The 19,412-nt window shown below is 46.7% G+C and carries 20 protein-coding genes; 6 read left to right on the forward strand and 14 right to left on the reverse strand.

Annotated elements, in window-relative coordinates; genetic code table 11:
- Positions 1-78 precede the first annotated feature (78 nt).
- From DVG79_RS10295 to DVG79_RS10320, 6 genes are all read right to left on the reverse strand, one after another.
- Complete coding sequence (locus DVG79_RS10295) at positions 79-612, reverse strand: DUF420 domain-containing protein (RefSeq protein ID WP_114596650.1); 534 nt, start codon at positions 610-612, stop codon at positions 79-81.
- A gap of 3 nt (positions 613-615) precedes the next feature.
- Positions 616-2,043, reverse strand: a complete 1,428-nt coding sequence (locus tag DVG79_RS10300) for a dihydrolipoyl dehydrogenase family protein (protein WP_114596651.1) — start codon at positions 2,041-2,043, stop codon at positions 616-618.
- Positions 2,040-2,417 (reverse strand): DUF1499 domain-containing protein, encoded by a 378-nt coding sequence (locus DVG79_RS10305; protein ID WP_114596652.1) that lies wholly within the window; start codon positions 2,415-2,417, stop codon positions 2,040-2,042. Before DVG79_RS10305 ends, DVG79_RS10300 begins: the two co-directional genes overlap by 4 nt.
- Before the next feature lie 97 nt (positions 2,418-2,514).
- Positions 2,515-3,900: a sensor histidine kinase gene (locus tag DVG79_RS10310; RefSeq protein ID WP_114596653.1), complete on the reverse strand. Its 1,386-nt coding sequence runs from the start codon at positions 3,898-3,900 to the stop codon at positions 2,515-2,517.
- Positions 3,897-4,589 (reverse strand): response regulator transcription factor, encoded by a 693-nt coding sequence (locus DVG79_RS10315; protein ID WP_114596654.1) that lies wholly within the window; start codon positions 4,587-4,589, stop codon positions 3,897-3,899. The genes DVG79_RS10310 and DVG79_RS10315 overlap by 4 nt, the downstream gene beginning before the upstream one ends.
- Before the next feature lie 23 nt (positions 4,590-4,612).
- Positions 4,613-5,875 (reverse strand): hypothetical protein, encoded by a 1,263-nt coding sequence (locus DVG79_RS10320; RefSeq protein ID WP_233494587.1) that lies wholly within the window; start codon positions 5,873-5,875, stop codon positions 4,613-4,615.
- A 125-nt stretch (positions 5,876-6,000) separates the two neighbouring features.
- Between DVG79_RS10320 and DVG79_RS10325 the strand changes: the two genes are divergently transcribed.
- Positions 6,001-6,807, forward strand: coding sequence for a Cof-type HAD-IIB family hydrolase (locus DVG79_RS10325; RefSeq protein WP_114596656.1), 807 nt, complete (start codon positions 6,001-6,003; stop codon positions 6,805-6,807).
- 58 nt (positions 6,808-6,865) lie between these two features.
- Here DVG79_RS10325 and DVG79_RS10330 read toward each other — a convergent pair whose 3' ends face one another.
- Entirely contained in the window at positions 6,866-7,525 is a 660-nt protein-coding gene (locus DVG79_RS10330) for a uracil-DNA glycosylase (RefSeq protein ID WP_114596657.1), read from the reverse strand.
- Between the two features lie 82 nt (positions 7,526-7,607).
- Here DVG79_RS10330 and DVG79_RS10335 point away from each other — a divergent pair, with 82 nt between their 5' ends.
- Positions 7,608-8,330: a WecB/TagA/CpsF family glycosyltransferase gene (locus tag DVG79_RS10335; protein ID WP_114596658.1), complete on the forward strand. Its 723-nt coding sequence runs from the start codon at positions 7,608-7,610 to the stop codon at positions 8,328-8,330.
- Between the two features lie 50 nt (positions 8,331-8,380).
- Here DVG79_RS10335 and DVG79_RS10340 read toward each other — a convergent pair whose 3' ends face one another.
- Together DVG79_RS10340 and DVG79_RS10345 are read right to left on the reverse strand one after the other, a co-directional pair.
- Complete coding sequence (locus DVG79_RS10340; protein ID WP_114596659.1) at positions 8,381-9,013, reverse strand: NAD(P)H-dependent oxidoreductase; 633 nt, start codon at positions 9,011-9,013, stop codon at positions 8,381-8,383.
- A gap of 116 nt (positions 9,014-9,129) precedes the next feature.
- Positions 9,130-9,588 (reverse strand): MarR family winged helix-turn-helix transcriptional regulator, encoded by a 459-nt coding sequence (locus DVG79_RS10345; protein ID WP_114596660.1) that lies wholly within the window; start codon positions 9,586-9,588, stop codon positions 9,130-9,132.
- Positions 9,589-9,760: 172 nt separating this feature from the next.
- Here DVG79_RS10345 and DVG79_RS10350 point away from each other — a divergent pair, with 172 nt between their 5' ends.
- Together DVG79_RS10350 and DVG79_RS10355 are read left to right on the forward strand one after the other, a co-directional pair.
- Positions 9,761-10,018, forward strand: a complete 258-nt coding sequence (locus DVG79_RS10350) for a hypothetical protein (protein WP_114596661.1) — start codon at positions 9,761-9,763, stop codon at positions 10,016-10,018.
- A 12-nt stretch (positions 10,019-10,030) separates the two neighbouring features.
- Positions 10,031-10,996, forward strand: a complete 966-nt coding sequence (locus DVG79_RS10355; protein ID WP_114596662.1) for a LacI family DNA-binding transcriptional regulator — start codon at positions 10,031-10,033, stop codon at positions 10,994-10,996.
- Positions 10,997-11,057: 61 nt separating this feature from the next.
- On the opposite strand, the gene DVG79_RS10360 is transcribed toward DVG79_RS10355, so the two are convergent.
- From DVG79_RS10360 to cbpA, 5 genes are all read right to left on the reverse strand, one after another.
- Positions 11,058-11,720, reverse strand: a complete 663-nt coding sequence (locus DVG79_RS10360) for a C40 family peptidase (protein ID WP_114596663.1) — start codon at positions 11,718-11,720, stop codon at positions 11,058-11,060.
- A gap of 217 nt (positions 11,721-11,937) precedes the next feature.
- Entirely contained in the window at positions 11,938-15,117 is a 3,180-nt protein-coding gene (locus DVG79_RS10365; RefSeq protein ID WP_114596664.1) for an efflux RND transporter permease subunit, read from the reverse strand.
- A 44-nt stretch (positions 15,118-15,161) separates the two neighbouring features.
- A complete protein-coding gene (locus DVG79_RS10370; protein ID WP_114596665.1) occupies positions 15,162-15,719 on the reverse strand; it encodes a TetR/AcrR family transcriptional regulator in 558 nt (185 codons plus the stop codon).
- A 191-nt stretch (positions 15,720-15,910) separates the two neighbouring features.
- Positions 15,911-16,678 (reverse strand): pyrroline-5-carboxylate reductase family protein, encoded by a 768-nt coding sequence (locus DVG79_RS10375; RefSeq protein ID WP_114596666.1) that lies wholly within the window; start codon positions 16,676-16,678, stop codon positions 15,911-15,913.
- 58 nt (positions 16,679-16,736) lie between these two features.
- Complete coding sequence (gene cbpA, locus DVG79_RS10380; protein ID WP_114596667.1) at positions 16,737-17,375, reverse strand: cyclic di-AMP binding protein CbpA; 639 nt, start codon at positions 17,373-17,375, stop codon at positions 16,737-16,739.
- Between the two features lie 341 nt (positions 17,376-17,716).
- Here cbpA and DVG79_RS10385 point away from each other — a divergent pair, with 341 nt between their 5' ends.
- Both DVG79_RS10385 and DVG79_RS10390 read left to right on the forward strand, forming a co-directional pair.
- The gene (locus tag DVG79_RS10385; RefSeq protein WP_114596668.1) at positions 17,717-18,334 is read left to right on the forward strand and encodes a DUF47 domain-containing protein; all 618 of its coding nucleotides are present in this window, start codon (positions 17,717-17,719) and stop codon (positions 18,332-18,334) included.
- 16 nt (positions 18,335-18,350) lie between these two features.
- Positions 18,351-19,355: an inorganic phosphate transporter gene (locus DVG79_RS10390; RefSeq protein ID WP_114596669.1), complete on the forward strand. Its 1,005-nt coding sequence runs from the start codon at positions 18,351-18,353 to the stop codon at positions 19,353-19,355.
- The last annotated feature ends 57 nt before the right edge of the window (positions 19,356-19,412 follow it).

A 19,412-nucleotide genomic window follows, 5' to 3' on the forward strand; every position in this document is an offset into this window, starting at 1 on the left:
CTTGCTCTACGACGATCCGAAGACCGAAACAGGCCCACTCCGAGAAAAATCGGAATGGGCCTGTTTTGATATGCTGTTTTAATAGTACGGGCGAATCATCACGTAGACGATGACACCCGTCAGACTGACGTATAACCAAAGCGGCATCGTAAAACGCGTCCACTTCTTATGTTTCTCGAAATTTTGATTCAATGCATGAGCGAGCGACATCAAGACGAGCGGAACGATGACCGCTGCTAAAATGATATGCGAAATTAGAATAAAGAAATAGACGGGACGGACAAATCCTTCCCCTCCGAATTTCGTCGATTCACTGACAGCATGATACGTCACGTACGAAATCAAGAATAATGTCGTCGTCGTCATGGCACCGCCGATGAAGCGGCGGTGATTGATCCGGTTGCCCCGGCGAATCGAAATCCAGGCACCGAGTAACAACATAAAGGTAAAGCTGTTGAAGATGGCATTTAAAAAAGGAAGCAGCGTCCAGTCAAACCCGTCACCGACTTGTAAAGGCGGCGCAAAAAACAACAGCGCGACCAACAGATTGATGACGAGCGTCAAAAGAATGACGACCGGAACGAAATTACGTTTTTTAGCAGATTGTTGCATGTATTATTCTCCTTGTTTCCAATCAAAGTATCGTTTTAACCATTTTGGTAATGGACCGTCAAACAGACGTTCACGCCAGTATAAATCAGCCGCACGTTGGACCGCCGCCCCACGAATCGGGTACGGATGAACGACACGGGATAACTGACCGACCTTATCTTTGCGCGCCATCGCATACACGACTTCCTGCATCCATTCGCCGGCCTGCTCACCAATGGCATGGGCACCAATCAGTTTTCCGCGTTTATCGGCAATCAGTTTAACACGACCTTCCGTCCGGCCGTTGATGACAAACCGATCGACTTCATCAAGTCCGGTTTCATAGACTTTGATGTCGCTGTATTTTTGACGTGCTTCTTCTTCTGTCAGTCCCAGGTGGAACAGTTCCGGTGTCGTAAATGTCACCCATGGAACGGCGCGGTAATCTGGTTTTGTCCGCAATCCGAACAACGCGTTCGTGACGACTGTTTTTCCTTCAAGACCGGCCACATGCGTAAACGGTAACGATTGAATCGTATCACCGACAGCAAAGATATGGCGTTGGTTCGTCCGAAGGGAAGCGTCGACTTGAACATAACCCTTCTCCACGTGAACACCTGCGCGATCAAGACGTAACGCGTCAATCCGCGGCTTCCGGCCGACAGCAACGAGTACGGCATCCGCTTCAATGACACGGGATTCTTCGCCGGATTTGACCGTGACTTCGATTCCTTTTGCAGCTTTCCGGACACTCGTGACGGTCGTATCCAGATGGAGCGTCAATTCCTGTTCGATTTGGCGTTGCAATACTTCGACCATACTGCGGTCTTCTTTTGGCATCAAGGATTTGGCACCCTCAATCACAGTCACTTCCGTTCCGAGGTGGGCATAGGCTTGCGATAATTCGAGACCAATCGCTCCACCGCCAATGACAAGTAATCGTTCCGGGCGTTCTGTTTGTTCAAAAATCGTTTCATTCGTTAAGTACGGAATCGTATCAAGACCCTCGATTGGCGGAATGATCGGTTCAGAACCAGTCGAAATCGCAAATTTTTCACCAACAACCAGTTGTCCCGCCACTTCGACTTCATTGGCACTCAAGAAGCTGGCTTCACCGATATAGACATCAACACCAAGATCTTTGAAGCGTTTCGTTCCATCATGCGACTGGATGATGTTCCGGGCACGATCGACGCTTGCTTTTGTTTTGCTGTACACCGCGTCCCCGTTCAAAGTCATATTGTACTTGGCTGCTGTCTGCTTCATGACATGGACGTCATGCGCTGCTTCGATCAACGCTTTTGACGGGACACAACCATAATGCAAACAGTCTCCGCCTAAATGTGTATGCCGTTCAATCAATGCGACGTGCGCACCAAGACTGGCTGCACCGGCCGCAATCGTCATTCCGGCTGCTCCGCCACCAATTACGACCAACTGATAACTTTTCATCGGGAAGCCTCCTTATATCGTGCCGAAATGTCTTCCATCCGTTTGCGGTTGACGCCCCAGTCGGAGTAGCCGACACGGGAAGCTGAGCGGAAATGGACTTTTTGCGAAGCTTCATCGAAGTAAAATTCAACATCATCTTTAAAACGAAGTACCTTACTTGAGAAGACCGCATGAATGTACGTTGAATCTTCTTTGACTACTGTCACCCGGTCAAGACTTTGAAGAACCCGCATGATTTGAAATTTTGATTCTGCTAGATTTCCGTTGAACGGTAAAGGTGTCATTTTCAACGCTTCTTTATCCGTCTGTGTCGATACCGCGTTCGGTTTCCCTGTAAGCGGACTTAATCTGCCGTTCGATACGCCAAGTGCCATGACTGATTCCTCCATTCGTTTCGTCTTGCTGTGAAGCATGATTCTCATTTTACTTTACCAGTTCAGTTTCGAAAGCGCTTCTCATTTGACTTTGCCGTTATGCTTTCGTGACCGGCAGGAGGATCGTCGCAATGGCTCCGCCTTCCGGTTGATTATCGATGAACAGTTTTCCTTCATGCGCTTCAACCAGTTCCCGGCAAATCGCCAGTCCTAATCCTGTTCCCCCTTTTCCTTTTTGAACTTGATAAAATTTCTCCGTGACGTGACGAAGATGATTTTTCGGAATTCCGGGACCCTCATCGCTGAAGGATAAAAAGAGGACACGTTCGGAACGGACAAGACGAATCGTAATTTCGCCGTCAACCGGTGAAAAGCGGATGGCATTGTCGAGTAAATTCAAAAAAACTTGTTTCAATCGGTTTTCGTCGTACAACCCGATTACCTGTGCCGGTAACTTACGGATAATCCGAATATTTTTTTCCTCCAGTTTTTGCCGGAGCTGTGCCGTCACCGTTTCAATGACTTCCGTCAAATTCACTTCTTGCCGGTATAAGACTAAACGGCTCGTTTCGAGTTTTGAAAAATCAAGCAACTGTTCAACAAGAGAAATCAACCGTTCGGTCTCAGAATGGATGATACCCATCCCGAGCGATGCTTCTTCCGGCAATCGTTCCGGCTCTGCCAACAACGTTTCACTCCACCCTTTGATGGAAGTGAGCGGTGTTCGTAACTCGTGCGAAATCCCGGAAATGAACTCGTCTTTTAATGTTTCCTGTTGTTTGATCTGTTGTCCCATATAGTTGATCGTCCGGGCAAGCTCACCCAGTTCGAACGTGTATTCTTCATTAACTTTAACATCATAATGCTGTTTGGCGATTTGATCGGATGCACCGATGACTTCCTGAATCGGTCGAACGATCGACGAGACGAGACGGGAGGAATAAATGTAGGCCAGTCCCCAAATCACGACTCCCAACAAGAGAATCGCCAGACAAATTTCAATGACCCGTTGATCGATTTTAGCGAGCGACGTCGTATAACGCAGTGCTCCTGTCGTCTGTCCGAAGGATACGATCGGTTCCGTCACCTCAAGCAGATGTTCATTTGTTGCCGGATCATCGTAACGTTTCGTGATCGTTCCCCCGCTCAGCAGACGTGTCACTTCCTGTTTCGTCATATTCCGCTTCGAGACGAAACCCGTGGATGAATAACGGGGAATCCCCTTCGCATCCAGTACTTCGATCTCCGCATCCGTGTAGGCATACGAATCAAGTACATCATGAATCGTTGCTTCTGAATCTTGAAAATCATAGGCCAGACCACTGTTTGCAAATAAGACGGCACTTGCGTTCGCATGCCGTTTCAAGACATCTGTCGCCGTCACATAATAATAGTTATACGTCACGAAAGATAGGATTCCGATGACGAGCAGCACTGTCACCGTAATAATCGTCATGAACCGCATCAAAATCTGTCGTTTCATTTTTCGTTACGCCACTTATAGCCGTGTCCCCATAACGTCTCGATGAACTGGGGTTCTGCTGGATTTTCTTCGATTTTCTGACGCAGGCGGCGAATGTTGACGTCGACCGTCTTCCGGTCTCCGAAGTAGTTTTCGCCCCACACTGCGTCGAGCAACTCGTCCCGCGACATGACTTGATCTTCATTTTTAATGAAATGACACAATAAATCGTATTCTGTCGGTGTGACTTCGACATCAATCCCTGCCTTTTGGACCCGCTTTGCTCCGAGGTCAATGCGAAAAGGACCTGAGACGAGTTCACGCGGTTGTTTCCGGCGACGGAGCGTTTCGACCCGACGGAGCAGGGACTGGATACGCGCCAACAGTTCAGCCGGGCTGAACGGCTTCGCGATGTAATCGTCCGCACCGACACTCAGTCCCATGACTTTATCTTCTTCACGCGTCCGTGCCGTCAGCATGATGATGCCGACGACCTCATCTTTCGAGCGCGCTTGTTCACAAACTGCGAATCCGTCGACTTCCGGCATCATGATATCGAGCAGCAGGATATCGAATGTCTGCTGTTCGAAGTAGTCCAATGCTTCCCGTCCGTTCTCCGCTTCAATCACTTCATATCCTGCACGTTTTAAATTAATGACGATGAAACTGCGAATCGCATGTTCATCCTCAGCCACTAATATTTTAGTCATCTTATCTTCCTCCTGCTTTTACTTTATTCCACGAGCGCTACGTTGGCAGCATACTCTTCATAGGATTGATTGGTAGAGATGACATACACGTAATCAATGCCTTCTTTAATTTTCTTCTTGCGATGACTGGCGATATATTGAGTTTTTGGAATGATCTCCAGTTCAAAATCAATCGTCCCGGTCTCTCGGTTGATGAACCGGACCCGATTGTCCTTTTTCTCAATCGTTTCACGTGTCGCCCAGTTTGCGGGAAAACGCATGACGAAATTGTATTCGAGATCAATATACTGCTCTTCCCGAAGCTCAAAGCCGCTTTCAAGAAACGGTTCCACGTCGGAGCCGTTCCATGCGTAATAGGCCGTAATTCTCGGTTTTTCTTCGGCCACGCGTCCGATGCTTCCTTCAGGCGTGTATTGATGCGCAAATTCGATGACACCGTCCTGGTCGACATCTTTCGGGAACGTATACATCGGCTCGACGATTTCTGATGTCTTGCCCCAACGGACCGAGGTCAACCGGGCTCGCTCAAGTTGAAAGACGAGTAGATGCATTTTTGCCTCACGGGTAAAGGAAACGAATATCCCTTTTTTCTTCGCCGGATTCACGGTATCAATTTCAAACAGATCATGATCCGCAAATAAATCACCTTCTTTGACCGGCAATGTGACATTTTGCCGGTTGGTCGGATTCAAGGCTTCCTCATAATACACAAGTTCCGTCGTCCGTCCTTTTTTAAGCAATACCATGTCCTGACGTCGGTCCTGATTCAAATCGGCAATCGTCAATCGATCATATGTATCGATTTTAGTAGTGTTAATCGACGGCTTCATCAAATCTTTCAGAAGATAGACCGTGTTCTCTTCAAGACTCGTCACACCAATCATCAGTTGATTCACTTTTTTGGATTTATCGAGGATGACATGCAGTTGATCAATCGATCGTCCTGTCGCAATCGGCTGGCTCACACGTAAAATCCACTTTTTCTTCAGGCGTTCATGTACCAGCACCTTGATTTGAAATGTCCCCCGTTGTTCGATCCGGTAAAAGGTGATGGCTTCATCACGTCCATCCCGATTCAAATCAATCAATTCATACAGCCTTGAAATGGATTGATTCCGGGGAGCCACGATTTCCGCTTCTGTCGGCAAATCGGTCTCAATTTTTGTTTTTAATGATTTTTCCCATTCCGATAACGCCGGGTGTTCAAGTAAGGAAGCCGGATGAGGCAATGTAAGACCACATCCTGCCAAATATAGGGTCGATAAGAAAATTACAAAATATTTCATCAGACTTAAATCCTTTCCATACATGCTCTTCTCAAACTTTATCACACTCTTTCAAGCGAGAGTATATTGTGGAAGAAGAGTCAACTTGTTAAGATGTAACAGATATTCGAAAGGGGTTTATATTCATGGCTTACGAAATGATTGTACTTGATCTTGACGATACATTATTGACAAGCGACCATACGATTTCTCCAAAAACAAAACAATCGTTACTCGATGCACAGCGTCGCGGCAAAAAAGTGGTGCTTGCGAGCGGTCGTCCGACTTACGCGATGATCGATTTGGCAAAAGAGTTGGAGCTTGCCCGCTACGGCAGTTATATCCTGAGTTTTAACGGAGCTTCCATCATCGACTGTAAAACAAATGAGTCTCTCTTCTCCAGTACCCTTCTTCCGGAAACCGTCCATCGTCTCTACGATTTAAGTAAACGGGAAAACATCGACATTCACACGTATGTCGGACATGAAATTTTGACGGAACGCGCTAACGGCTTCACGACAATTGAAGGGGAACTGACAGGAATGGACGTCATCATCGTCCCGGATTTCAAAGCAGCCATTACAGAACCGGTCGTCAAATGTTTGATGCTTGCGGAAGAAAACCGTTTAGCAGAAGTCGAACAAAAACTTCAGCTTGAGTTAGCCGGTGAGCTTGCTGTCGCTCGCTCGAAGCCATTTTTCCTCGAGTTTACGGAAGCCGGTGTGACGAAGGGGACAAGTCTTGCCCTACTCGCTGAACGTCTCGGAATCAAGCAGGCAGATGTCATCGCCTGCGGAGACGGCAACAATGATTTGACCATGATCGAATGGGCCGGTCTTGGTGTCGCGATGGCGAATGCTGCCGATACCGTCAAAGAAAAAGCCCAGTACATGACAGCTTCTAATGATGAGGACGGTATTGCCCTCGTCATCGAAAAATTCATGATGGATTAAACAATTCAAAAAAACCAATTTACTCCGTCTTTGTGGAGTAAATTGGTTTTTTCATGTTTTACGAAAGACACCAATCGATTGGTGTTCGGTTTTGTTGCTGTAACCAGTCATTGGTCTGCGAATACGGCCGGCTGCCAAAAAAACCGCGGCTCGCCGAAAGCGGGCTCGGATGAACGGACTCGAGGACGAGGTGACGAGAGGTATCAATCAAACTTTTTTTACTTTTCGCATGATTTCCCCAAAGAATGAAGACAATCGGTTGCTCCTGCTGTCCAAGTACTTCGATGACACGATCCGTAAACGATTCCCAGCCCTTTTTCGCATGGGAACCGGCTTTCCCTGCTTCAACCGTCAGTGATGTATTCAGTAAAAACACCCCCTGCTTCGACCAGGCTTCCAGATTACCCGTCGTCGGCAACGGACATCCGAGATCGGATCCTAGTTCCTTGTACATGTTACGTAAAGACGGCGGAATCGCAATCCCGTCATTGACGGAAAAACTTAACCCGTTTGCCTGATTTGGTCCATGATACGGATCCTGACCCAGGATGACGCAGCGGACATCCTGCGGCGCCACCGCGTCAAAGGCATGGAAAATCCGATCCTTCGGCGGATAGACCGTCGTTTCCCGGTAAGCGGTCTTGACGAAATCCCATAGCCGGATAAAGTAGTCTTTTTCTTTCTCTTCTTTTAAAATCTCCTGCCAGGCTGCATGCATCCCGTTCGCTCCTTTTTTTCAGTCTCAAGCCCCTGTTCGTCCGGCTTGATTCTGCTATGATGGTACATGAGGTGGAATAAAGATGATTCAAACAACACAGTTATTTGGTTTGCCTTTTGTCGACGCAACACCGTCGAATTGGTATACCCATATTAAAACGATTTTACACAACAATGAAAAAGCCTTTATTGTTACAGCCAATCCCGAACTGGTTTTACGTTCTTTGCGTGATCCCGCGTACAAGCATATTTTACAACAAGCAACGTTCATCACGCCTGATGGAATCGGCGTGACGGCAGCCAGTAAACGGATGGGGCAACCGCTCACTGCGACATTACCCGGCATCGAGACGGCTCGTGAACTGCTCCGGACAGCCGATGCTTTAAAGAAACGCGTCTTCTTGCTTGGTGGACGTCCGGAAGTCATGAAGTCGCTGATTCAACAATTATCAATCCGTTTTCCTGATATCCAGTTCGTTGGGACCTTTCATGGATTCGGCAAGGAAGAACAAGCTGCCAAAGTCATTCAAACAGCCGACGCCGATTTGATTTTAGTGGCCCTCGGGGCGCCGAAACAGGAAGAATGGATCGCATCCGTTTATGACAAAGTGGATCACGGTCTTTTCATCGGTGTCGGCGGAGCGTTTGATGTCTGGTCAGGTCACAGCAAACGGGCACCGAAGGTCTTCCGAAAGTTGAAGCTCGAATGGCTGTACCGGATTTCCAGTCACCCGCGCGGACTGGAGAAGTTAAAGGACCTGCTCCTTTTTGCATCTCTTGTCTTACGAAAAAAATCGCATCTGTAAACACAAAATACCCGCTATCCGGTTGACCGGACAGCGGGTATTTTCGTTTCTTATGCGTTGACCGTTGAGAATGAACGACCAAGTTCTTTTGCTTCTGCGATTGCGGCTTCTTTGATTTCTTCTGCTTTTTCTGGGTTCATTGCCATACCTTCGATGAACAATGAGTTGTAGTCTGTTACACCAGTGAAAGCGAGTGCTTGACGGAGGTAGTCATCTCCGAAGTTGAGGCCAGAACCAGCGTATACGCCGCCTGTTGCCTGAATGTGGAGTGCTTTTTTGCCTTCCATCAATCCTTTAGGACCTTCTGCAGTGTAAGCAAACGTTTTACCCGCAAGAAGAACGCTGTCGATGTACATTTTAAGACGGGCTGGGAAAGAGAAGTTCCACATTGGCGTTACGAATACATATTCGTCCGCTTCCATGTACTGCTCCAGGTGTTTCGTCATTGTACCGACTTTAGCGATTTCAACTTCTGAAAGCTCTTCGCCTGTCGCGAATTTGCCCCATGCGCTGAGTACGTCTGTATCGATTTCTTGGACATCTTCTTTATATAGATCAAGAACTTGGACTTCAGCGTTCGGGTTAGCTGCTTTGTAGCTTTCGAGGAAAGCTTCACCAGCTTGAAGGCTGAATGAATGTTCTGTTGATTTCGGGTTTACAGTTACATAAAGTAATTTAGTCATTTTTATTTCTCCCTTTTATCTAAAGTAATTTCTGTAAGTAAATATACCAACACCATTTTCTTTTGTCAATTAGTTTGATTTCAAAGAAAGCAACAAAAAAAGCTTAATCAGGATGATTAGGCTTTTTCCGAATGTGTATAGTGATCGGCCCGGTGGCCAATACGTTTTAGCTGATCAATCAATTGCTCTTTTTCTGAAATGGACAAGTCGCTGAATAAGTCTGTTAAAAACGCTTCATGTTTCGGGAACGTTTCTTCCATTAATTCTCTTCCCGCCTCTGTCAGTGTTCCGAACGTCACGCGACGATCCGTCGGGCATGATCGTCGGGCAAGAAGACCCCGGTTCTCTAATTTATCCACGACGTACGTGACACTGCCACTCGTTAATAAGATTTTATCGCCGATTTGTTGAAGTGGTGTATCGCCTTTGTGGTACAACAATTCCAGTACACCAAATTCCGATAAATTCAGCTGATGGGTCTTGATGTCTACTTTCACTTGTTCCGCTACTGCATGCATTGTGCGAGATAGAACAACGAGCATTTTTAATGCCAGCTTCGAGTCTGTCGATTCCATTTTACGTTCGCCCCTCTTTATCTTGATTCGAACCAATCATAGACCTCTTTTTTCCATTGGTCAATTCCAGTCCGGATTTTCCACTTTTATGACGGACCTCTCAGTTTTTGCTTGCCGTGAAACGCGTTCCATACATTACGGTCTTGATATACACTACAAGGGAGGTCTTCTCATGTCATTTCAAAAATTCCTGTCTCGTCTCTTTCAGAAAAATGTTGCTTACGAATTAGCGATCGAACAGCTGTACACATCGACCGGTTACTATTTGTGTAAGCATACGTTGGTCGATCAGTTTCCGGACTTGCCGCCAGCTCATCAAGTCGAGCTGCTTCAAAGAATTTCGGAACAACTCGATCGTTCGGCTTGGCTTGAAGGCCCGATCACGAGACAGGACTGGATTCAGATCCATCAACAATTATCCAACAGCTAGGAGGAACTTTTGATGACCAACATTCGTGACTTAGCACGTGAAGCAGAGGTTTCAGTGACGACAGTCTCGCGTGTCCTCAATGATCATCCGTACGTCGCGGAAGATAAACGGCGGGCCGTCCGGGACGCCATCACAAAGCTCGGTTATATCCGTAATCAAACTGCCGTCCAGTTGTCGACCGGTCAAACCAAAACGATCGGCGTCATGCTGCCTTACGTCGACCATCCCTACCATGCTGCCATCCTGCACGGGATTGCCCAGTGCGCTTTTGAGGAAGGCTACCGTTTCTTGACGTGGCAGACGAACTATATTGCGTCACATGAACAGACGGTTCTTCAAGCCCTCGCCCAACGTGAAGTCGATGGACTGATTATTGTGTCCCACAGTCTGTCGGTCGATGAGATTTTACGATACGAACAATACGGGCCGATTGTGTTTTGTGAGCATCATGAAGATGTCTCTTCCGTTTATATCAATCATTATACCGCGTTTCAAAGCGGGTTAAAGACACTTCAGTCTTTCGGGCATACTCAGATCGGGATTTGTCTCGGTCGCCCTGACAGTACAAACAGCCGTGCCCGGAAGCAGGCCTATCAGGATACCGTAGCGCCGGCTGATACGGCATGGATTTATCAACAGGCGTTGACGATTGAGGACGGAGCCGACATCGCCCGGCAGTGGTCCAATCAATCCTGTCGTCCAAGTGCTTTGTTGACCGCCAGTGACCATGTGGCCGCCGGTATCATTCTCGAGCTTCGCAAACAAGGTTACCGGATTCCGGAAGACTTAGCCGTGATCGGATTCGACGGCAGTGATTTGGCTGTCGTCCTGAATCTGACGACGGTTGCCGTTCCTTATGAGACGATCGGCCGCCAAGCCTTCTCCATCGCGATCAGCGACAATTGGCGCGATCATCCCCAAATCGAAATCCCGACTGCTCTGCTGAGTGGATTAACGGCTGTTGAAGTCAAAGAATAGATGAAAACCCGCTCTTGTCTCGCAAATGCGTCAAGAGCGGGTTTTTGAATGGTTCGCTGTTTTATAGAGAGCCGGCCGCAACGTAACGCGATCCCCAGTAGCCGCTCCGGAATGATTCTTTGACGACTTGTCCGTAATAGGAATTGGCATTGATCATCGTCGATCCATCCACCACAATCCCGACATGCTGAATTCCACTTCCGTGCGTGAAGAAGACGAGATCTCCGGCAACGGGAGCCGTTCGTTTCGTCGCGCCGTATTGTGCCGCTGCCGTCCGCGGTAACGACTTACCTAACGCGTTGTAAACATAACGTGTGAAGCCGGAACAGTCGAAACTGACAGGCCCCGTCGCACCGAATACGTACGGACGTCCTTTTAAACCTTCCGCGACCGATACGACGGCTGCTCCATTTTTAGTTAATCCTGTCGTCGCTTTTGCATTAAATGCTTTTGTGTATGTAGCCGCTATATACGCATTTTTCCCCGCATACCGGAGTTGATACCAATTGTTTGCTGTTTTACCGAGGACCGTTACTGTTTGTCCCAGTTTCAGTTGACCCAGTTTTTGTCCCGTTGTCGTCGCTTTGGACCGAACATTCAACACATCGACCGCTACGACAACTTTTTTTGATGTACTGGCTTTCGTTTGTTGTGGAACAGCCGCGAAGCTGCTGACGAGTAATGTTGCCAATACAACGATACGCACTAAAAATGAACTTTTCATCCGTCTGTCTCCTTTGTAAGTACGTTTATGTAAAAAACTAAATTATCAGATAATTACTGTTTTTATCCTATCATGCTGATTTCTTCCATCGTGTTACAGTTTATTAACAGGGTTAGTTTACCGTAACACTTCTGTAACAAACAAAAAAACAGGTTCTGAAACGGCAGTTTAGAGCCGTTTCAGGAAACCTGTTCAAACGATTAAATCTTAAGTCCGCTTAATCCATTGACTTCTTTTTCCGAAAGCGTGCAAAGAATTCGTAGACGATCGGAACGATCAGCAACGTCAAGAGTGTTGAACTCGTTAACCCACCGATGACCGTTACCCCAAGTCCTTTCGAAATCAAGGCGCCGCCTTCAAGACCCAGTGCCAGTGGTGATAAGGCACCAATCGTAGCGAGAGCTGTCATCAAGATCGGACGAAGCCGTGTTCCTGCCGCGTCCAACAAGGCTTCCCGCGTATCGAGTCCTTCTTTTTCCTTATGAATGACACGGTCGATCAATACAATCGCGTTTGTTACGACGATTCCGATCAGCATCAATGCACCGATCAATGAAGAAACGGAAATCGTTTCGCCTGTAATCAACAGGGCAAGTAACCCGCCGATGATCGCAAACGGAAGCGAGAACAAGATGACCAGTGGTGTCAATGCGCCTCCAAAGGTGACGACAAGGACAAGATAGACGATGGCGACTGCTGCTGCCATCGCAAGTCCGAGTTGCGTGAACGATTCTTGAATTTGCTCCGTCACACCACCTGCTTTATACGAAACACCTGTCGGAAGATCAATTTTTTTGACTGTTTTATCGATGGCTTGTGAAGCTTCTGTTGCTTTGTCTGTTTTTAATTCTGCAGTGACCGTCGCGACCAATTTGCCGTCCCGTTCACTGAGTGAATCCGGTGTCGTCCCTTTTTTAACGGAGACGAAATCCGACAGTTTCCGGACACCAAGCGGCGTCGTGACATCTGTTTTTTGTAAATCGTTGATGGAATCATATGTCGTCTGTTCGTTCGGAACGATGACATCAAGTTCCTTACCATCTACTTTTATAGTAGAAAGTGGTTTTTCTTCGCCTTGCACATTGGCAATTCCTTGTGCCAATTGTGCTGTCGAGATACCGAATTCAGCAGCTTTTTGTTGATCGACTTCGAACGTGTACTGCGTATATGACTCTTTTAGATCAGTCGTTACTTTGCGTACGTATTTCGATTCGCCTTCAATCGCTTTCACGAATTCAGGTGTAATCTTTTGCAGATCCTCGATCGAATTGGCATAAACCGAGTATGAGACACCGGAAGAGGCCGCTCCCCCGCTGAAGTCCTGTTCTTTCCATTCGCCGGTCGGAATCTCTTTATTCAATTGTTTGATTGCCTGTTGTTTTACATCTGCAAAATCAGCTGTATCCGGATCATACTGGGCAATGAAGACAGCTTGCTTTGTATTTCCAGGATTCAATGGATTTTCTCCACCGACTGTAAATTGAAGATTATCCACATCACGTTGCTTTTCAAAATAGCCTTCTGCCAAGTCGGCAGCCTTCAATGAATCATCTAATGTTTGACCCGGTTTTGGATTGTAAGTTACGTAAAATGTTTTTTCACTCTCTTGATTCAAGAAGTTGACGCCGATGGTCGGAACAAGCGCGAAACTGCCGATCAGCAACAGTACAGCGAGACCAAAGACGACAAGCTTATGGTTCAACGACCAATTCAGTACACCACGGTACCAGTTGGCGAGTTTTCCACCGTCTTCTTTTTCCGGTTTTGGTGCCTTCCCGCGTTTAAAGAGTGAATCAGCAAACATCGGCACAACCGTTACAGCTACAATCAATGAGGCAAAGAGTGCAAAGACGACCGTCAAGGCGAACGGAAGGAACAGTTCACCGACAAATCCTGTAACGAATCCGAGCGGCAGGAAGACGGCAATCGTGACGATTGTCGATGAAGCGACCGGAATGAAGACTTCACGTGTCGCATCAATGATGAGCGCCTTGCCTTTTAACAGTTCAGTCGGATCCGTCAATCGACGGTAAATGTTTTCAATGACGACAATCGAATCATCCACGACCCGACCAATCGCTACCGTCATGGCACCAAGCGTCATAATGTTGAGTGAGATGTCCAACTGTTTCAAGACCAAAATCGCCATCAGCAGGGATAATGGAATTGAAATGACAGCAATGATTGTTGATTTGAAGTTCCGTAAGAACAAGAGAATGATGACGACCGCGAACAAGGCACCAATCAATGCTTTGCTGATCATCGTCGAGACAGATTCTTCGATCGGCTTCCCTTGATCAAGCGTGACCGATGCTTTGACGCCGTCGTTGTCTTTCTCAAAGTCTTTAATCGTCTCTTTGACCGCATTGACGACTTCGACGGTATTGGCATCCTGTGATTTCGTCACCTGGACGCCGATTGAACGTTCCCCGTTCGACCGGGAAATCGATTCTTCGATTCCTTTGTCTTCAATCTTCGCCAGTTGCGACAATTTGACGGTCGGAACCTGCGTCGGCGCTGCTGCAACCGGCGTTTGTCCTGCAGTTGCATCTGTCGGTGCAGATGATGCAGGTGCTTGTGCCTGCCCTTGTCCTGTACCTGATCCTGATGCAGGTGTTTGCGTCTGTCCTTGCCCTGCGCCTGGTGTTGCTTGTGGCGTATACGGCAAACGGAGATTCTTCAGTTCAGTGACTGTCGTTGCCTTTCCATCGAGGACAACGGCCTGTTCTTTATCGCCTAATTCATATAATCCGAGAGCCAAGCGGGAATCATTTGCTTGAATCAGTTGTTTGACGTTCTCTTCCGTCAATCCGTACTGTTGCAGTTTTTTCTGATCGAATCGAATCTCAATTCGGCGGATTTCCTGACCGGCGATTTGAACCGTCTGTGCTCCTTCGATTCCTTCAAGTTTCGGTTGGAGCTCGTTTTCAACCAGTTTCGTCAAATCGGATAAGGAGCGGTTTTCGTCCGATACAGCAAAGCCGATGATCGGGAAGGCATCAAATGAAATACGGGAAACTTGGGGTTCCTGTGCGCCTTCCGGTAAATCTACATTAGCCAATGCTTCTTTGACTTTTTGTTCCGCTTCGTCCATGTCTGTACTGAAGCTGTAGTCGATTTGTAGATTTGAGGCATTCTGGAAAGAGGACGAGCGGACGGTTTCGACTCCGCCAAGGTTCTCGACCTTACTTTCAAGTTCACGGCTGACCTCATCGAGTACTTGTTCCGGTGTGGCTCCCGGATAAATCGTCGTCACGGACACGGTTGGTGTCGTGATGTCCGGCAACGTCTCGAGTTTCATCGTCGTTCCGGCATAAATTCCGGCAACCGTAATGATAATCGTCAGTAACCAAAGAGCAAACTTATTATTGACTGAAAATTGAATGATACGCTTCATGGTAAAAATCCGCCTTCTCTCTCTTCTTTTTCAATTCCATCTTGTTATTTTGATGCTTGATCAATCTTACGTGCTTGTTTTAATAAACGTTCAATCAAGGCCTGTCGAACGTCAGGTTCAGGTTGACCGAACTGAAAATGTTCCGACATCTTTAGGCCGTCTAACGTAAACCGGATCATCATCGCGTCTACAGGATCTGCCTGTTCCATCAACTGATCAAAAAAGTGATGGACCTGCTTTTTTCGTTCTTCGACAAAAGCGGCATTTTCCTTTAACAGGGACAGCAAAAACAATACCGTATCGATGTCGAGGCAAAATTCTTCGTCCCGTCGCGCTTGCAGCATGACGAATGCCTCCATCGGACCAAAACCCTCTTTCCGGTACGTTTGATATTGCTGAAACTGACGTCGTTCCTGTTCTTCGATTACACCCATCAATAATTCTTCTTTCGAAGAAAAATGATACAACAGCCCGCCTTTCGAGACATTCGCCTGTTTTGCCACTTCTTCAAGTGTCAATTGGGGAAATCCTTGGGTCAGCATGACCTGAACAGTCGCATCCGTGATTCGGCGTCGCGTTTCTAACGCTTTTGTACTGACCATCATCTTTCTCCTTTCCGTTTTACTGTACCGTCTGGACGGTTTCTTTTTTAAATATACGAAGTTCTGTCCCGCTTTGCAAGATTAAATCAATGTTTCACGTGAAACGCTTTATATCACTTGAGCCAAACATATACAAAAAACCGTCTACCGGTGCTTTGAATCGAGCACCGGTAGACGGTTTCAAGTTATTTTTAGTGATCTTCCCGCGCACTTTCCATCAAAGCAGCATACATCGCTTGCGCCAGGTGATGTTCACGGAGAACACGTACTCCACGATCCGTCGGTCCATTCGGAGCCGCTACATCATCAATCAGTTCCGCTGTCGGACGTTCTTCATGCAACAGCAGTTCCGCCGATCCTTTCATCGCCTGCGCAATGATTTGCCTAGCAGAAGAAGCATCAAAACCGGCTTTTGTCAGTACAGGTGTCATCGCGCCGACGATTTCATAGAAGAAAGCGGGACTGCATCCTGCTGCAGCCATCAAATAAGGCATCGTTGTCGCATTCGTTTCAACCGTCTGACCCACTCGCTCAAACAATGCCGTCGCTTGTTGTCTTTTCTGATCCGAGATAAGGTCACCAAACCAAAGTCCCGTCATCCCTGTCCGAAATGCGACGGGTGTATTCGGCATCGCACAGACAGCACCACATGAAACGTGTGCCTCGATGTCTGCCGGTGTAATATGCGCGGCGACGGACACTACCAGTTGATCCGTCCAAGTCTGTTGTTGAATGTAGTCGAGAACTCCGTCCGGCTGCATGGCTAAAACAACGACATCAAATTGTTCAACCTGTTCCTCGGCCGTCGTCCGAACACCGTATTGCTCCGCCAGAGCAAACAGACGTGTCCGGTCAGTTCGATTGGTCATCGTGATCGTTTGAGGAGAGATGCCAGAATCAATCCATCCTTTGACTAAGGATTCACTCATCGAACCTGCCCCTACCATTAAAATTTTCATTGTTATTCCTCCCAACAAAAAAAGGACCACTTACTGGTCCCTTCAGATTTCCTAGTCATTATACACGAACTGCCAAGTCTTCCACAGCAACGACACGGAGTCCTTTTTCATTTAGTTTCTTGACGATTTTCTTTTTCGTCTTCTCATCACAGTCCGTCGGTAAAGTGATCAAGACCCGGCGCATGACACTGCTTTTCGCATCAAGTGTCATCAAACTCGCCACTGTTGAGTACTTATTGACGATTTTAGCGATCTTTTCAAGGGCACCTTTTTGTTCACTGAGTGCAACCGTTAAGACATAGCTGCCTGAATCACGATTCCATGCTTCTTCGAGCATACCAAGCATCTTTCCGTGTGGTAAGATGCCGAAGAACTGTCCATCATCATTCAAGACTGCGATGTAAGGCAACTCTTTAATTGAGAAAAAGACTTCAAAGAAGTTACTGCCTGTGTAAATGAATTTCGTCGTGTTTTTGATCAACGTCATGACGTTATCATCTAGGCTACCACCGTTCATCCCGTGACGGTAAATATGCATCTTATAAATGTTCCCTTTGAACAATTGACCGGTCTGATCAAGAACCGGGACACAACGATATCCTGTTTCTTCTAGCGTCTGCAACGCTTCTCGAATCGTAGCGGTTTCTAAAATCTTGACACACTGGTGTTTCGGAATACACAAACTTTGAACGAGCATACAAAACGTCCTCCTCTTTCCTTTACATGATTATACCTGATTTACATGACGCTCTAACTTAATTTCTTATTCGCTTCCGCTCTTCCTTCTCCTGCTTTTCTTCTATTCCCTTACAATCGACAAGAGAAAACACAAGTTTCCACACGATTAATAATCAATTCCATCTTATTGTCGCAATTTTTAATTCTTTATTAATTCAACAATCCCCTTAGTATTAAGATTTATTAAGATTTCGTAAAGACGGGACATAGTTGTATTCTTTTACAATAGCGTCTGATACAATCGAACTCGTGAAGTTACTTCACTATTCTATTCTTGTTCTTAATATGGAGGCAGAAGAAATGTTCAGTAAAAAACAAGATCCATTTGCGGTTAAATTATCCGAGATTGCAGGACACCTGCAACAAACGTCACAATTTTTCGTCGACTTTAAAATCAACGGTATTGCCGATGTCAAAGAATTCGCCCATAAAGTAAAAGATTTTGAAACAGCTGGTGATGATTTGATGCATCAATTGATCATCGATTTAAACAACGCGTTCATCACACCAATCGACCGTGAAGATTTATTAGCACTTGCTAATTCACTTGATGATGTCCTTGATGGTTTTGAAGAATGTTCAGCTATCTTCGAAATTTACAATATCGTACAAGCAGACGAGCATATGATTCGTTTCGTGGATGAAATCCACATTGCCGTCAATGAACTCGCTTTATCAATGGATTTGTTAGTCGCACGTAAACTCCAACCGATGCGTGAACACGTCATCAAAGTAAAAGAGCAGGAAACCATCTGCGATAACTTGCGTCGTAAATCAATCAAAGCATTGTTCGCAACCGAAACAGATCCAATCAAAATCATTCAATACAAAGAAATTTATGAATCGCTCGAGTCAATTGCCGATTACTGCCAAGATGCAGCAAACGTCATTGAAACGATCATCATGAAAAACGCATAAGTGAGGAGCTAACGAGATGGATAGTCTTTTTATCATCACCGCCATAATCGTCATTCTCGCACTTAGCTTCGACTTCATTAATGGTTTCCACGATACAGCGAACTCGATTGCGACTTCGGTGTCGACTCGTGCTTTGAAACCACGTCACGCCATCATTCTTGCCGCGACGATGAATTTTTTAGGTGCAATCACGTTTACTGGCGTCGCTAAAACAATTTCCAGCGATATCGTCGATCCGTCGACGCTTGAGCACGGAAGTTATGTCGTCATCGCTGCTTTACTCTCTGCTATCGCTTGGAACCTCTTAACGTGGTACTTCGGTATTCCGTCGAGTTCTTCGCACACGCTGATCGGTTCAATCGCCGGTGCTGCCATCGCATCTGTCGGCTTTGGCGGAATTGAAGCCAAAGGGATTTTAAAAATCGTACAGGCACTGATCATTTCACCGATTCTTGCCTTCACACTTGGATTTATCGTCTATGGAATCTTTAAAGTAGTTTTCAAAAAAGGAAACTTGGCGAAGACGAATCGTCGTTTCCGTCATATGCAAATTGCAACAGCGGCACTTCAATCGTATACGCACGGAACGAACGATGCACAAAAAGCGATGGGTATCATCACGCTTGCCCTCATCTCTTCCGGTTTCCAAACCGATCACGAAGTCGCACTTTGGGTTAAACTATCGTGTGCGATCGCAATGGGTCTAGGTACATCCGTCGGTGGATGGCGGATCATCAAGACCGTTGGTGGACAGATCATGAAAATCCGTCCGGTCAACGGGGTTGCGGCTGATTTGACATCTGCTGCCATCATCTTTGGTGCGACAGCGATTCACCTACCGGTTTCAACGACACACGTTATTTCTTCTGCCATTCTTGGTGTAGGTACATCACACCGGAAAAAAGGTGTTAAATGGGGAACAGCACAACGGATGTTGATTACATGGGTCATCACATTGCCGATTTCAATGGCCGTGGCGGCACTCATCTACTACATCTTAGATTTCCTATTCATTAAATGATTTCGTTCCCCATCTAGTCGGCTAGGTGGGGATTTTCTGTCTCAATTAAGTCCCTGC

The organism is Exiguobacterium sp. RIT594 (assembly GCF_003339585.1).
GTDB lineage: Bacteria > Bacillota > Bacilli > Exiguobacteriales > Exiguobacteriaceae > Exiguobacterium_A.

Coding starts and splice junctions, on each gene's coding strand:
- DVG79_RS10335 (WP_114596658.1), top strand. CDS start 7,608: ATGATTCAAACAACACAGTTATTTGGTTTGCCTTTTGTCGACGCAACA.
- DVG79_RS10305 (WP_114596652.1), bottom strand. CDS start 2,417: ATGGCACTTGGCGTATCGAACGGCAGATTAAGTCCGCTTACAGGGAAA.
- DVG79_RS10365 (WP_114596664.1), bottom strand. CDS start 15,117: ATGAAGCGTATCATTCAATTTTCAGTCAATAATAAGTTTGCTCTTTGG.
- DVG79_RS10315 (WP_114596654.1), bottom strand. CDS start 4,589: ATGACTAAAATATTAGTGGCTGAGGATGAACATGCGATTCGCAGTTTC.
- DVG79_RS10295 (WP_114596650.1), bottom strand. CDS start 612: ATGCAACAATCTGCTAAAAAACGTAATTTCGTTCCGGTCGTCATTCTT.
- DVG79_RS10310 (WP_114596653.1), bottom strand. CDS start 3,900: ATGAAACGACAGATTTTGATGCGGTTCATGACGATTATTACGGTGACA.
- DVG79_RS10300 (WP_114596651.1), bottom strand. CDS start 2,043: ATGAAAAGTTATCAGTTGGTCGTAATTGGTGGCGGAGCAGCCGGAATG.
- DVG79_RS10370 (WP_114596665.1), bottom strand. CDS start 15,719: ATGGTCAGTACAAAAGCGTTAGAAACGCGACGCCGAATCACGGATGCG.
- DVG79_RS10345 (WP_114596660.1), bottom strand. CDS start 9,588: ATGGAATCGACAGACTCGAAGCTGGCATTAAAAATGCTCGTTGTTCTA.
- DVG79_RS10340 (WP_114596659.1), bottom strand. CDS start 9,013: ATGACTAAATTACTTTATGTAACTGTAAACCCGAAATCAACAGAACAT.
- DVG79_RS10330 (WP_114596657.1), bottom strand. CDS start 7,525: ATGCATGCAGCCTGGCAGGAGATTTTAAAAGAAGAGAAAGAAAAAGAC.
- DVG79_RS10375 (WP_114596666.1), bottom strand. CDS start 16,678: ATGAAAATTTTAATGGTAGGGGCAGGTTCGATGAGTGAATCCTTAGTC.
- DVG79_RS10360 (WP_114596663.1), bottom strand. CDS start 11,720: ATGAAAAGTTCATTTTTAGTGCGTATCGTTGTATTGGCAACATTACTC.
- DVG79_RS10385 (WP_114596668.1), top strand. CDS start 17,717: ATGTTCAGTAAAAAACAAGATCCATTTGCGGTTAAATTATCCGAGATT.
- cbpA (WP_114596667.1), bottom strand. CDS start 17,375: ATGCTCGTTCAAAGTTTGTGTATTCCGAAACACCAGTGTGTCAAGATT.
- DVG79_RS10355 (WP_114596662.1), top strand. CDS start 10,031: ATGACCAACATTCGTGACTTAGCACGTGAAGCAGAGGTTTCAGTGACG.
- DVG79_RS10320 (WP_233494587.1), bottom strand. CDS start 5,875: ATGAAATATTTTGTAATTTTCTTATCGACCCTATATTTGGCAGGATGT.
- DVG79_RS10390 (WP_114596669.1), top strand. CDS start 18,351: ATGGATAGTCTTTTTATCATCACCGCCATAATCGTCATTCTCGCACTT.
- DVG79_RS10325 (WP_114596656.1), top strand. CDS start 6,001: ATGGCTTACGAAATGATTGTACTTGATCTTGACGATACATTATTGACA.
- DVG79_RS10350 (WP_114596661.1), top strand. CDS start 9,761: ATGTCATTTCAAAAATTCCTGTCTCGTCTCTTTCAGAAAAATGTTGCT.